Genomic DNA, 12,558 nt, shown 5'->3' on the forward strand with positions numbered 1-12,558 from the left:
GTCCCGCGCGGCGCCATCCCCGGCGCCGCGGTTGTGCTTCGGAAAGGGAGTGGCTTACTGGGCCGACTTCAGGGTACCGGCCGGCAGCACGTTGCCGACAGCGCCCTTCTGCACGCGGATGCGCACGTTGTCAGCCACTTCAATGGTGATGAAGTTGTCGCCGATGTCGGTGACGATGCCGGCGATGCCGCCGTTGGTCAGCACTTCATCGCCACGCTTGATCTTCTCCAGCATGGCCTTGTGCTCCTTCTGCCGCTTCATCTGCGGGCGGATCATCAGGAAGTACATGATGGCGATCAGGATGATCGGGAACAGCAGCGTGGTCAGGCCCATGCCCTGCGGTTGGCCGCCGGCGGCCTGGGCGTGGGCGGCGGGAATCAGGAAAGCAAGCAGGTTCATCGTTGGTCCTTTGGTTGGGCGGCGCTCCCGTCCCTTGAGGGGCGGGGGTGTCGACCGCGGATCTGGGTCAGCCTTGAAGTATGCCACGGCCCCGGGCGTTCGTCCTTGGACCGTTTGGCAGGGGGCGTCCGGGTTAGAGGGGCGGGGCCACCGCCCCGCGTGCCGCGTAGAAAGACTCACGGAAGGCCAGGAAGGTTCCCGCCTCGATGGCCGCACGGATGTCGGCCATGAGCTTTTCGTAATAGAACAGGTTGTGCAGGGTGCCCAGCATCGGCGCCAGCATCTCGTTGCAGCGGTCCAGGTGGCGCAGGTAGGAACGGGTATAGCCACCGGTGCAGGCCACGCAGCCGCAGCCCGGCTCGATCGGGTCCATGTCGCGCGCGTACTGGGAATTACGGATGCGGACGGTGCCGAACGAGGTGAAATAATGGCCGTTGCGCGCATTGCGGGTCGGCATCACGCAGTCGAACATGTCCACGCCACGTGCGACACCCTCGACCAGGTCCTCCGGCCGTCCCACGCCCATCAGGTAGCGCGGGCGGTCACCCGGCAGCTCCGGGTCCAGGTGGTCCAGCATGGCGTTGCGCTCGTGCTCCGGCTCGCCCACGGCCAGGCCGCCGATGGCATAGCCGTCGAAGCCGATCGCCTGCAGGGCCTCGGCCGAGCGGCTGCGCAGGTCGGTGTGCACGCCCCCTTGGACGATGCCGAACAGGGCCGCATCGTTGCCCAGCTCGTCATGCGCGTTGCGGCTGCGCTGGGCCCAGCGCAGGCTCAGCTCCATCGAGCGGCGCGCCACATCCTCGGTGGCCGGATAAGGGGTGCACTCGTCGAAGATCATCACCACGTCCGAATCGAGCACCTTCTGGATCTTCATGCTCTCTTCCGGGCCCAGGAACACGCGGGCACCATCGGTGGGCGAGGCGAAGGTCACGCCCTGCTCGGTGATCTTGCGGCGGTGGGCCAGCGAGAACACCTGGAAACCACCCGAATCGGTCAGGATCGGGCCATCCCAGCGGCAGAAGCCATGCAGGCCGCCGTGGTCGGCGATGATGTCCAGGCCCGGGCGCAGGTACAGGTGGAAGGTGTTGCCGAGGATGATCTCGGCGCCCAGCGCCCGCACCTGGTCCGGCAGGATGCCCTTGACCGAGCCATAGGTCCCCACCGGCATGAAGGCCGGCGTTTCCACCGTGCCACGCGGGAAGGTCAGGCGGCCACGGCGGGCACGGCCGTCGCGGGTCTGGAGCTGGAACTGCAATCGGGACATGGAGCGGTCATTCGGGCAAATAGTTGCCCATTGTCTCCCAAAACCGCCCTCCCTGCTCCGGTAGCGCCGGGCCACGCCCGGCGGAGCGGTTTGCCCGGGATGGCCGGGGCTACCGGATTCATCACGCATGGTGTGGATCTACCTGGGCAGTAGAGCCACGCCATGCGTGGCTTTCCTGGTCTCCAGGCACCTGCAAGTGCGCACCAACGGTGCGCACCCACCACAAGCAGGCAGAGGTCAGCGCCCTACCCCCGCCTGCGGGAACAGCAGCATCGCGTCGCCGTAGCTGAAGAAGCGGTAGCGCTGCTCGATCGCGTGCCGGTAGGCCTCGAACACCCGCTCCTTGCCGGCAAACGCGGAGATCATCATCAGCAGCGTGCTTTCCGGCAGGTGGAAGTTGGTCACCATCGCGTCGACGCTGCGGATGCGGTAGCCCGGGGTGATGAAGATCTGCGTTTCACCGGCGAACGGCAGCAGCTCGCCATCGCGCATCGCGCTTTCCAGCGCGCGCACCACGGTGGTGCCGACGCCGATCACCCGGCCGCCGGCGGCGCGCGTGCGCCGCACCTGCTGCACCAGTTCGGCGCCGACGTTCAGCCACTCGCGGTGCATCACGTGGTCCTTCAGGTCATCGGCGCGCACCGGCTGGAAGGTGCCCGCCCCCACGTGCAGGGTGACGTGGCCGAAGTCCACGCCCTTCTCCTTCAGCGCGGCCAGCAGCGGTTCGTCGAAATGCAGGCCAGCGGTCGGTGCCGCCACCGCGCCCACTTCGCGCGCGAACACGGTCTGGTAGCGCTCGCGATCGTCCACGCCCGGCTCACGCTGGATGTACGGCGGCAGCGGCAGGCGGCCGGCGTGCAGCAGCCACTGCTCCAGCGACTCAGGCACGTGGAACTGCAGCACGTAGAACTCGCCGTCGCGACCCAGCACCTCGGCCTCCCCACCGGCATCCAGCGCAATGCGGCTACTGGCCTTCGGCGACTTGCTGGCGCCGACCTGGGCACGGGCCTGCTGGCCACCGAGCAGGCGCTCGATCAGGATCTCCACGCGGCCGCCGCTGGCCTTCTGCCCGAACAGGCGCGCCGGGATCACGCGGGTGTCGTTGAACACCAGCAGGTCGCCCGGCTGCAGCAGGGACGGCAGGTCGCGCACCTGCAGATCGGTGAAGGCCGCAGGTGCGGCCGGCACCAGCATCAGGCGGCTGGCGGAACGTTCGGCCAAGGGAGCCTGCGCGATCAGTTCAGCCGGCAGGTCGTAGTGGAAATCGGACTTCTTCAAGGCAGTGGGCGGCAACAGGTCGACAATGGCGCGCATTGTACGTCCAGCGTCTGCGAGCCGGCTCGCTTCGCGGCGAACGTCGCGCAAAATGCTGCTATGCAGCAGGTTTCTGCGGGGTTATCGCGCAAAAAAACAAGTGCTAGCATCGAGTTGGAAGTCCGCTGCACGAGCCTGCCCCCAAGCGCGCGTGATGACGCGCGTTTTGCATTTGAAGGCCCGTGCGACCCATCGTTTCAGGAGATCTGCAATGAGCTTCATCGAACGCCTCGCCCCCCTGCGCGCCCAGCCCGGCACCCGCCTCACCTCCGGCCTGGACGACGCCACGCTGACCGCCCTGTCCGCCAACCACCCGCAGCTGATCGCCGCGGTGGACGCCGCCGCCGAGGAATTCGCGCGCGTGCAGGCCGACCTGGGGCCGCTGCTGGCGCAGGACGAACAGGCGCAGATCGACGCGATGCAGGATGGTTTCGTCAACTTCTACGCCGATGACGCGGTGACCCCGTACGTGGCACTGGCTGCGCGCGGCCCGTGGGTGGTCACCCTGAAGGGCGCCGTGCTGTACGACGCTGGCGGCTACGGCATGCTCGGCTTCGGGCACACCCCGGACGCCGTGTTGGAGGCAATGGCCCGCCCGCAGGTGATGGCCAACATCATGACCCCCAACCTGTCGCAGCAGCGCTTCATCACCGCCCTGCGCGCCGAGATCGGCCATCGCCGTGGCGGCTGCCCATTCGCCCGTTTCATGTGCCTGAATTCCGGCTCCGAAGCGGTCGGCCTGGCCGCGCGCATCGCCGACGTGAACGCCAAGCTGCAGACCGACCCGGGTGCGCGCCACGCTGGCGCTGCGATCAAGCGCGTGGTGGTCAAGGGCAGCTTCCATGGCCGTACCGACCGCCCTGCCCTGTATTCCGATTCCAGCCGCAAGAGCTACATGCAGCACTTGGCCAGCTACCGTGGCGAGGATTCGGTGATCACCGTGGCGCCGTACGATGAGGCCGGCCTGCGCAAGGTGTTCGAGGACGCCGCACGCAACCAGTGGTTCATTGAGGCGGTGTTCCTGGAGCCAGTGATGGGCGAAGGCGACCCGGGCCGCTCGGTGCCGCCGTCGTTCTACGCCGTGGCCCGCGAACTGACCCGTGCGCATGGCAGCCTGCTGCTGCTCGACTCGATCCAGGCCGGCCTGCGCGCGCATGGCGTGCTCTCGGTGGTCGATTACCCGGGCTTCGAAGGCCTGGACCCGCCGGACATGGAAACCTATTCGAAGGCGCTGAACGCCGCGCAGTACCCGCTGTCGGTGCTGGCGGTGACCGAGCATGCCGCGCAGCTGTACCGCAAGGGCATCTACGGCAACACCATGACCAGCAACCCGCGTGCGCTGGACGTGGCCTGCGCCACGCTGGCCCAGCTGACCCCCCAGGTGCGCGCCAACATCGCCGAACGTGGCGCCGAAGCCGTACGCAAGCTGGAGCAGCTGAAGAACGAGCTGGGCGGCCTGATCACCAAGGTGCAGGGTACCGGCCTGCTGTTCTCCTGCGAGCTGGCGCCGCAGTTCAAGTGCTACGGCGCCAATTCCACCGAAGAATGGCTGCGCCAGCACGGCATCAACGTGATCCACGGTGGCGAGAACTCGCTGCGCTTCACCCCGCACTTCGGCATGGACAGCGAGGAGCTGGACCTGCTGGTGGGGATGGTCGGCCGTGCCCTGCGTGAAGGCCCGCGCCGCGAACAGGCCGCTGCCGCGTAAGCCTGCTTGGCGTTTGTAGAGTCGAGCCATGCTCGACTCGGCCTTTGCCGCGATCTGAACGAAGAGCAGCCGAGCATGGCTCGGCTCTACAGAAGGGCTCATAATCCAAGGACACCCCGTCCCCGACCGCCCTGCGGTTGGCGACGGGGCGTTTTCGTTTCCGGCCAAGAGACAGGAAGATCCATGAAATCGATCTGTGTGTACTGTGGTTCCAACGCTGGCAGCAAGCCGGCCTACACCGAACGCGCCATTGCCCTGGGCGACCGCATTGCCCGCGACGGCCTGCGCCTGGTGTATGGCGGCGGCAACGTCGGCCTGATGGGAACCGTGGCCAATGCCGTGCTCGCCGCTGGCGGCGAGGTGACCGGCGTGATCCCGCGCCAGCTGGCCGACTGGGAAGTGGCCCACCGCGGCCTGACCGAACTGGAGATCGTCGGTTCGATGCATGAGCGCAAGTCGCGCATGTTCGATCTTGCTGACGGCTTCGTCGCCCTGCCCGGCGGCTTCGGCACCATGGAAGAGATCTTTGAAATGCTGACCTGGCGCCAGCTGGGCATCGGCAACAAGCCGTGCGCCTTCCTCGATGTGGAAGGTTTCTACGCCCCGCTGATCGGCATGATCGATCGCATGGTGGAAGAGCGCTTCCTGCACCCGGACCAGCGCCAGGACCTGTGGTACGGCTCGGACATCGAAGCGATGCTGGAGTGGATGCAGAACTACCAGCCGGCCCAGGCCTCGAAGTGGATCGACGAGAAGCGTCGCGCTGCCCTGCGTTGATGCAGCCGCACGCGGTGGGCTCAGGCCGCCGCGTGCGACCACGGGGCGGGCCGCCCCAACAGGTAGCCCTGGCCGTAGTCGCAACCCAGTTCGCGCAGGGTCTGCCGCTGCGCCTCGGTCTCGATTCCTTCGCCGATGGTTTCGATGCCCAGCGTGCGCGCCAGCGACAGCACGCCCTCGACCAGCGCGCGCGTGCTCTGCACTTCCGGCCCATGCAGGCCAGCGATGAAACTCTGGTCGATCTTCAACGTGCTGATCGGGAAACGGTGCAGGTAGGACAGCGCGGAGAAGCCCGTACCGAAATCGTCCAGCTGCACCTGGATGCCGCGCTCGCGCAGCCCCTGCAGGATGCGCAGGGTGTGCGGGGCATCATCCAGCAGCGACACCTCGGTTATTTCCAGCCGCAGCCGCTGCGGATCGGCCCCGTATGCGTCCAGCAGGCCGAACAGGCGGCCGCTGAACTCTGCAGAGCGGAAATGCCGCGGTGATACGTTGACCGATACATAGCTGTGCCCGCCTTCGGCGAGGCCAATGATCACCTGTTCGTAGATCAGCCAGTCGACCTGCTCGATCAGGCCGCTTTCCTCGCCCAGCTCCAGGAACGCGCCGGGCAGCAGCAGGCCACGGCGCTCATGCTGCCAGCGCAGCAGCGCCTCGTGGCCGACCACTTCACCGTCGGACAAGCGCACGATCGGCTGGTAGAACGGTACGAAATCGCGGTTGTTGATCGCACGGCGCAGGTCGGCTTCCAGGTCCAGGCTGCGCATGGCTTCTTCGCGCATGTCCTCGTCGAAAATCGCACAGCGGTCATGGCCCTGCGCCTTGGCCCGGTACATGGCCGCATCCGCATCGCGCAGCAGCTCTTCTCCGGTGCGGTAGCGCGGATTCCAGAGGGCAATGCCCAGGCTGCCGGACGGAAACAGTTCGCGCCCGGCGATCCACATCGATTCCTGCAACGCCAGCAGCAGCCGCTGGCCGAAATCCAGTGCCTGGGCCAGACCTTGCGGGCATTGCAGCAGCACCGCGAATTCATCACCGCCCAGCCGTGCCACCACGTCGTCGGCGCCGGCCATCGATACGATGCGCTTGGCCACTTCCTCCAGCATGCGGTCGCCGGCGGCATGCCCGATGCTGTCGTTGACCAGCTTGAAGCGATCCAGATCGAGGAACAGTACGGCGAACACCGGGCCACCCTCACGCCTGGCCAGCACCAGCGCATCCTGCAGTCGATCCAGCAGGTGCAGGCGATTGGGCAGGCCGGTCAGCGCATCGTGCATGGCCTGATGGGTGAGCCGCTGCTCGGCCCGCAGCCGCTCGCCGATCTGCCCGAGCAGCTTTTCGTTGACCTCGGCCAGCTCGCGGGTACGTTCTTCCACGCGCTTTTCCAGTTCGGCATGCGCCGAACGCAGCCGCTGCTGGTCGCGTTGACGGGCCAGGCCGGTACCGATGTTCTGGGCGACGAAGGTCAGCAGGCGCTGGTCGTGAACGCTGAACGTGCTGTTTTCGCTGTAGCTCTGCACCACGATCGCGCCGACCACTTCGTCGTCGCGCAGCAGCGGCACGCCCAGCCAGCAGTGCGAACGTGCACCGGATTCACGCACCTCGCCACTGGCCAGCAGCGCATCGATCTGCGCGCGCGAGGCCAGCAGCGGGCGCCGGTTGCGCACCACGTATTCGGTCAGGCCCCGGCTGAAGGGCCGTGGCGCGCGGCTGGCATTGTGCTCGTCCACCGAATACACGAAATCCAGGCCGTTGCCGGCCGGGTTGACCAGGGCGATGTAGAAATTGCGCGCGTCGAGCAGGCGCCCGACCACGCCGTGCACCTGCCCGTAGAACTGAGCCAGGCTGTCGGCCGACATCGCCATTTCGGCGATGTTGTACAGGGCGGTCTGCAGCTGTTCGGCACGACGACGCTCGGCTACCTCGTCCTGCAGGCTGTGGTTGGCCCGCTGCAGTTCCTGGGTGCGCCGCGCCACCTGCTGTTCCAACCGGACCTGCGCCTGGCGCCGATCCATCGCGGTCTGCACGTGCTGGGCGACGAAGCCCAGCAGTGCGCGCTCGGCCTCGCCGTAGCGGGCGGCCTGTTCATAGCTCTGAACCACGATGGCCCCGCAGACGCGGCCGTCGCGCAGCATCGGCACGCCCAGCCAGTCCAGGCTTTCGGGACCGCGCTGCGGGTCATGCTCCTGTTCCATCACCTGCGCCAGCAGTTTGCGCGAAGGGCCACTGAGCGGCTTGCCATGGCGCAGCAGCGCCACGGTCAGGCTGCGCGGCATCTCGCTGGCGTCATGGCTCTGCGTGGGATCGGCGACGAAGTCATCGACCTGATCGGCAAAGTACAGGAACCGGATCTGGTCGCGCACATCGTCGTATTCCACGATGTAGCAGTTCTCGGCATACATCAGCGTGCCGAGCACGCCATGCACGTGGCGCAGCATCTCGGGCATTTCCAGATCGGCACCGGCCAGATCGGCAATCTGGAACAGGGCCTGCTGCAGCCGCTCGGCCTCTTCCAGTGCCTTGATCTGGCCGGCTTGGCGGCCGCGCTGCAGCGCCAGTTCCATCGCCTGCCTGGCAACCCCCCACCATGCAGGCGAAGGCGCCGCCCCGGCTACCGACAACAGCAACCGCGCACCGTCGTATTCCCAGCCATGCTGACCCTCGCCGATTCCCGGCTCCGCGGCCACCTGGCCGGCAACTGCTGGCGACGGCCAGCCGCCCTGGCCACGACCGAGCTGCGGGTCGTCCCAGCCAACGCGAACCACGGCCGTTTCCGGCAAAAGCGCATGCAACGCGCGCACCAGCGCCGTGCTCAGCACGGCCTCGTGTGGTGACTCTTCCGCCGGTTCAGCATGCGTGGACAAATGACAATCTCTTGGCGCCGTCTGTGCGTCGCCTCCCCTGAGCCGCCGAGCATAGCGCGCCACCCGGGGGGCAATGGAAGCCCGTAAACCCCGAATCGTGCACCCGTACGTTTTTCCTGCTGTCCGTAGCCCCATCCGAGCCATGACCCTCGCCCTGCCCGCCCCCGCCACCGGCTATGCGCCATCGCCCGCAGGCCTTACCCTGTACGCCGTGGAAGCCAGCGCACTGCCAACCGATGAAGCCTTGATGCTGGCCTGGGCCGGTGGCGACCTGCGCGCCTTCGAAAGCCTGTATGCGCGCCACCGCAAGCGCCTGTTCGGCTTCCTGCTTCGGCAACTGCGCGACAACGCGCTGGCCGAGGAGATCTTCCAGGACGTCTGGCAGCGGGTGATCAGCGCCCGCGCCGGCTGGCAGCCCGAGGCCGCGTTCAGCACCTGGCTGTTCCGCATCGCCCACAACCGCCTGAATGACCATTGGCGTGCCGCCCGTCATCGCCCCGCCGCGCCGGCCGACGCCGATCTGCGCCTGGCCGCGATCGAGGATGGGCAGACCCCGGAAGGCGAGCTATCCGAATTCGAGCAACGTCGCCGCATCCAGCTGGCGATGGAACAACTGCCGCCGGAGCAGCGCGAAGTGCTGCAACTGCGGCTGGATCAGGAACTGAGCCTGGAGGAGATCGGCCAGATCACCGGCGTAGGCCGGGAAACCGTGAAATCGCGGCTGCGCTATGCGATGGACAAGCTGCGTGCGGGGTTGAACGCATGAACCGAGACGAACCACTGACGCCGGAAGAACGCGAGCTGTCCCGGCTGCTCGGCCGTCGCGCCGAACAGGCACCGCCGGCTGCACTGGACACCGCCATTCTGGCCGCGGCCCGTGCCGCCGTGGATGCTCCGCCTGCCGATGCAGTGGCCTCTCCGGAGGCGCCGCGCACGCAGCGCACACGCCCGCGTTGGCCGGCCGTGTTCGGCATCGCCGCCTCGATGGTGTTCGCCATCGGCATCGCCTGGCAGCTGCGTCCGGAACCGCCGCCGATTCCGGCCGGTGAGGCGGCCGTGGCTGCGGCACCGGCTGCGGCAGAAGACAGCGCGGCTGCCGATCAGGCCGCTGGCAACCGCGCAGCCGACAGCGCGGTGGTGGCAGCGGAACCGGCCGCTGCGCCCGCAGCGCCCGAGGCAGGCCCTGTTGCCGCTGGCCCGGCACCGGCACCGGTCATCGCGCGCACGCGCAAGCCTGCGCCGGCCGAGTCCGCTGACGCGCCGGCCCAGGCTGCACGATCGATGGCTGCAGATGCCGCCGCCGATACCTCCTTTGCGGCCCTTCCGCCCGCTCCGGCCGCAGCGCCGGCAGCGGCGCCTCCTGCGCCACCGGCACCCGCCGCCTACTCGGCACCGGCACCGGCATTCGCGCCGGTAGCGTCCGGGGCGCTGAAAGCACGCACGGCCGCAGCACCGGCAGCGAATGCCGCCGAAGTCGAGCGGGCGCAGGCGCTGGACCGGGTAGAAATCACCTCGATGAAGCGTGAGGCTCCCAGCCGTTCCGCACCAGGCATCATGCGCCGCAGCACCGATGCGGGCCTGAGCGCGGACGCCGTGCAGGACGAGGTGGACGCCGACGCACGACTGCCGCGTCGGCAGTGGCTGCAGAAAATCCGTACACGACGCGACGACGGCCAGCGCGATCTGGCCCGTGCCAGCCTGGAACGTTACATGCAGCAGTACCCGGAAGCGCGCCTGCCACGCGACCTGCGCCCACTGCTGGACGATTGAAGCGAACGGGAATACCTGGCAACCCCGTAGAATGGCGGGAATGCTCGATACTCTCGCCCAGCCGGTCAGCCACACGCTGGAAGTCAAACACAGCCGTTTCATCGCCCATGCCGCGCCCATCGACGGCGCCGCAGCGGCCATGGCGTTCCTGCAGCAGGTCGCGGTGGCCGATGCCACCCACAACTGCTGGGCCTACCGGCACGGGCAGGACTATCGCTCCAGCGACGATGGCGAGCCGGCCGGCACGGCTGGACGTCCGATCCTGGCGGCGATCGACGGCCAGGGTTTCGACCGGGTGATGGTGGTGGTGACCCGCTGGTTCGGCGGTATCAAGCTCGGCGCCGGTGGCCTTGTACGCGCCTACGGTGGCGCCGCCGCCGAGTGCCTGCGTACCGCGCCGCGCCTGCCGCTGCTAGCGATGGCCCGGCTGCAGCTGCTGGCCGGCTTCGAGGATCTGGGTACCCTGCACGCCACCCTGCCCGCCTTCGGTGCCGAAAAGCGCGATGAACAGTTCGATGCCCATGGCGTGTGCCTGCGGATCGAATTGCCTGCCGATCAGGTCGACGCATTGAAAATCCGCCTGCGCGACGCCACCCGTGACCGTATCCGCATAGAAGACGACGACCAGGATGACTGACAAGGACGACGCCCCCGCTTCGACCCCGCCGCTGCGGCGCCTCGGCAGCCTGCGCACGCTGTGGCCATTCGTGCGCCGCCATAGCGGGCTGTTCACCGCCTGGCTGCTGGCCCTGGCGGTGTCTTCGGCCGCCACGCTGAGCCTGCCGCCGGCGGTGAAGCAGATGATCGATCATGGTTTCAGCAGCGGCGGCCAGATCAACCGTGCGTTCGCCCTGCTGATGCTGGTAGCGGTAGTGATGGCGTTGGGCACGGCCGCGCGCTTCTACTTCGTGTCGCTGCTTGGCGAGAAAGTCGTGGCCGACCTGCGCAGCCAGCTGTATGCCCACCTGATCCAGCTGGGCGCCGGCTTCCACGACCGCAGCCGCAGCGGAGAGCTGGTCTCGCGCCTGACCGCAGACACCGAACTGCTGCGCAGCGTGGTCGGCTCGACCATGTCGGTGGCTCTGCGCAGCACGGTCACGGTCATCGGCAGCCTGGCGATGCTGTTTGTGACCAGTCCCCGGCTGGCGGCGTGGTCGCTGCTTGGCATCCCACTGGCGGTGCTGCCGATCATCATCGGCGCACGCAAGCTGCGCACCGTCGCACGCAACAGCCAGGACCGCATCGCCGACGCCAACAGCCTGGCCAGTGAGACACTGGGAGCGGTGCGCACGGTACAGGCACATGCGCGCGAAGCCTATGAACGCGGTCGCTTCGACAAGGCGCTCGGTGACGCCATCGGTGCCGCTCGGCGCCGCATCGGCGCGCAGTCGCTGGTCACCGCCAGCGCCATCCTGCTCGTGTTCGGCGCCATCGTCGGCGTGTTGTGGCTGGGCGCGCACGACGTCATCGACGGCCGCCTCAGCGCCGGCACGCTGGGTCAGTTCGTGCTGTATGCATTGATCGGCGGCGGTTCGGTGGGCGCGCTGGCCGAAGTATGGAATGAGCTGCAGCGCGCCGCCGGCGGCATGGGCCGCATCGGCGAGCTGCTGCAGGAAGACATCGAGATCCGCGCGCCGGCCCAGCCGCACGCGTTGCCGCAACCGCTGCGTGGCGAGATACGATTCGACGACGTGGTGTTCCACTACCCGCAGCGACCAGACCAGGCCGCACTGGACCACTTCAACCTGCATGTGCGCCCCGGCGAGACCGTAGCGCTGGTGGGTCCGTCAGGGGCGGGCAAGAGCACGGTGCTTTCGATGCTGCTGCGCTTCCATGACCCAGCCAGCGGCCGCATTGACGTGGACGGCATCGACGTGCGCCAGGTCGACCCGGCCGAGCTGCGCGCGCAGCTGGCGCTGGTGCCGCAGCAGCCGACGCTGTTCGCGGCCAGTGCACGCGACAACATCCGCTATGGCCGCCTGCAGGCCAGCGACGCGGAAGTCGAGGATGCCGCGCGTGCAGCCGAGGCCGATGCTTTCCTGCGCGCGTTGCCGCAGGGCTATGACAGCGAGCTGGGTGAGCGCGGTGCCCGTCTTTCCGGTGGCCAGCAGCAGCGTGTGGCGATTGCCCGCGCGCTGCTGAAGGATGCGCCGATCCTGCTGCTGGATGAGGCCACCAGCGCGCTGGATGCACAGAGCGAACACAGCGTGCAGCAGGCATTGGAACGGTTGATGGCGGGTCGCACCACGCTGGTCATCGCCCACCGCCTGGCCACCGTGCTCAAGGCCGACCGCATCGTGGTGATGGACCAGGGCCGCATCGTCGCCGAGGGCACGCATGCACAGCTGCTGGCCGAAGACGGACTGTACGCTGAACTGGCACGCCTGCAGTTCATCGATTGATGACGTCCGGCTAACATCGGCGCGGCCAAGCTGGCCGCGCAACAGCAGCATCCGCTGAAG

Annotated in this window: 10 protein-coding genes; 6 read left to right on the forward strand and 4 right to left on the reverse strand. The window is 67.9% G+C overall.

From position 1 onward, the window contains the following. Positions 1–54: 54 nt before the first annotated feature. From yajC to queA, 3 genes are all read right to left on the reverse strand, one after another. A complete protein-coding gene (gene yajC, locus AC5P8J_RS00085) occupies positions 55–399 on the reverse strand; it encodes a preprotein translocase subunit YajC (protein ID WP_006434333.1) in 345 nt (114 codons plus the stop codon). 133 nt (positions 400–532) lie between these two features. Next, a complete protein-coding gene (gene tgt, locus AC5P8J_RS00090) occupies positions 533–1,663 on the reverse strand; it encodes a tRNA guanosine(34) transglycosylase Tgt (protein WP_029379947.1) in 1,131 nt (376 codons plus the stop codon). A gap of 237 nt (positions 1,664–1,900) precedes the next feature. After that, positions 1,901–2,977: a tRNA preQ1(34) S-adenosylmethionine ribosyltransferase-isomerase QueA gene (gene queA / locus AC5P8J_RS00095; protein WP_495216570.1), complete on the reverse strand. Its 1,077-nt coding sequence runs from the start codon at positions 2,975–2,977 to the stop codon at positions 1,901–1,903. A gap of 211 nt (positions 2,978–3,188) precedes the next feature. Between queA and AC5P8J_RS00100 the strand changes: the two genes are divergently transcribed. Beyond that, the gene (locus tag AC5P8J_RS00100) at positions 3,189–4,685 is read left to right on the forward strand and encodes an aminotransferase class III-fold pyridoxal phosphate-dependent enzyme (RefSeq protein WP_494540203.1); all 1,497 of its coding nucleotides are present in this window, start codon (positions 3,189–3,191) and stop codon (positions 4,683–4,685) included. 183 nt (positions 4,686–4,868) lie between these two features. After that, on the forward strand, positions 4,869–5,462 hold the full coding sequence (locus AC5P8J_RS00105) for an LOG family protein (protein ID WP_019661256.1): 594 nt from the start codon (positions 4,869–4,871) through the stop codon (positions 5,460–5,462). A 20-nt stretch (positions 5,463–5,482) separates the two neighbouring features. Here AC5P8J_RS00105 and AC5P8J_RS00110 read toward each other — a convergent pair whose 3' ends face one another. Continuing rightward, on the reverse strand, positions 5,483–8,326 hold the full coding sequence (locus AC5P8J_RS00110) for a bifunctional diguanylate cyclase/phosphodiesterase (protein WP_227854459.1): 2,844 nt from the start codon (positions 8,324–8,326) through the stop codon (positions 5,483–5,485). A gap of 247 nt (positions 8,327–8,573) precedes the next feature. Here AC5P8J_RS00110 and AC5P8J_RS00115 point away from each other — a divergent pair, with 247 nt between their 5' ends. From AC5P8J_RS00115 to AC5P8J_RS00130, 4 genes are read left to right on the forward strand one after another with little or no spacing between them, the layout of a single operon-like run. After that, positions 8,574–9,092: an RNA polymerase sigma factor gene (locus AC5P8J_RS00115; RefSeq protein ID WP_229301621.1), complete on the forward strand. Its 519-nt coding sequence runs from the start codon at positions 8,574–8,576 to the stop codon at positions 9,090–9,092. After that, entirely contained in the window at positions 9,089–10,096 is a 1,008-nt protein-coding gene (locus AC5P8J_RS00120) for a hypothetical protein (RefSeq protein WP_227854458.1), read from the forward strand. Before AC5P8J_RS00115 ends, AC5P8J_RS00120 begins: the two co-directional genes overlap by 4 nt. A gap of 40 nt (positions 10,097–10,136) precedes the next feature. Beyond that, positions 10,137–10,733: an IMPACT family protein gene (locus AC5P8J_RS00125; protein WP_227854457.1), complete on the forward strand. Its 597-nt coding sequence runs from the start codon at positions 10,137–10,139 to the stop codon at positions 10,731–10,733. Continuing rightward, positions 10,726–12,498, forward strand: a complete 1,773-nt coding sequence (locus AC5P8J_RS00130; protein WP_053442854.1) for an ABC transporter transmembrane domain-containing protein — start codon at positions 10,726–10,728, stop codon at positions 12,496–12,498. The genes AC5P8J_RS00125 and AC5P8J_RS00130 overlap by 8 nt, the downstream gene beginning before the upstream one ends. The last annotated feature ends 60 nt before the right edge of the window (positions 12,499–12,558 follow it).

The sequence above is a fragment of the Stenotrophomonas sp. YJH_SMC_37 genome (assembly GCF_059370035.1).

What these genes read in the sequence shown, in the direction of transcription:
- yajC (WP_006434333.1), bottom strand. Translation starts at nt 399, where the DNA reads ATGAACCTGCTTGCTTTCCTGATTCCCGCCGCCCACGCCCAGGCCGCC.
- tgt (WP_029379947.1), bottom strand. Translation starts at nt 1,663, where the DNA reads ATGTCCCGATTGCAGTTCCAGCTCCAGACCCGCGACGGCCGTGCCCGC.
- queA (WP_495216570.1), bottom strand. Translation starts at nt 2,977, where the DNA reads ATGCGCGCCATTGTCGACCTGTTGCCGCCCACTGCCTTGAAGAAGTCC.
- AC5P8J_RS00100 (WP_494540203.1), top strand. Translation starts at nt 3,189, where the DNA reads ATGAGCTTCATCGAACGCCTCGCCCCCCTGCGCGCCCAGCCCGGCACC.
- AC5P8J_RS00105 (WP_019661256.1), top strand. Translation starts at nt 4,869, where the DNA reads ATGAAATCGATCTGTGTGTACTGTGGTTCCAACGCTGGCAGCAAGCCG.
- AC5P8J_RS00115 (WP_229301621.1), top strand. Translation starts at nt 8,574, where the DNA reads ATGCTGGCCTGGGCCGGTGGCGACCTGCGCGCCTTCGAAAGCCTGTAT.
- AC5P8J_RS00120 (WP_227854458.1), top strand. Translation starts at nt 9,089, where the DNA reads ATGAACCGAGACGAACCACTGACGCCGGAAGAACGCGAGCTGTCCCGG.
- AC5P8J_RS00125 (WP_227854457.1), top strand. Translation starts at nt 10,137, where the DNA reads ATGCTCGATACTCTCGCCCAGCCGGTCAGCCACACGCTGGAAGTCAAA.
- AC5P8J_RS00130 (WP_053442854.1), top strand. Translation starts at nt 10,726, where the DNA reads ATGACTGACAAGGACGACGCCCCCGCTTCGACCCCGCCGCTGCGGCGC.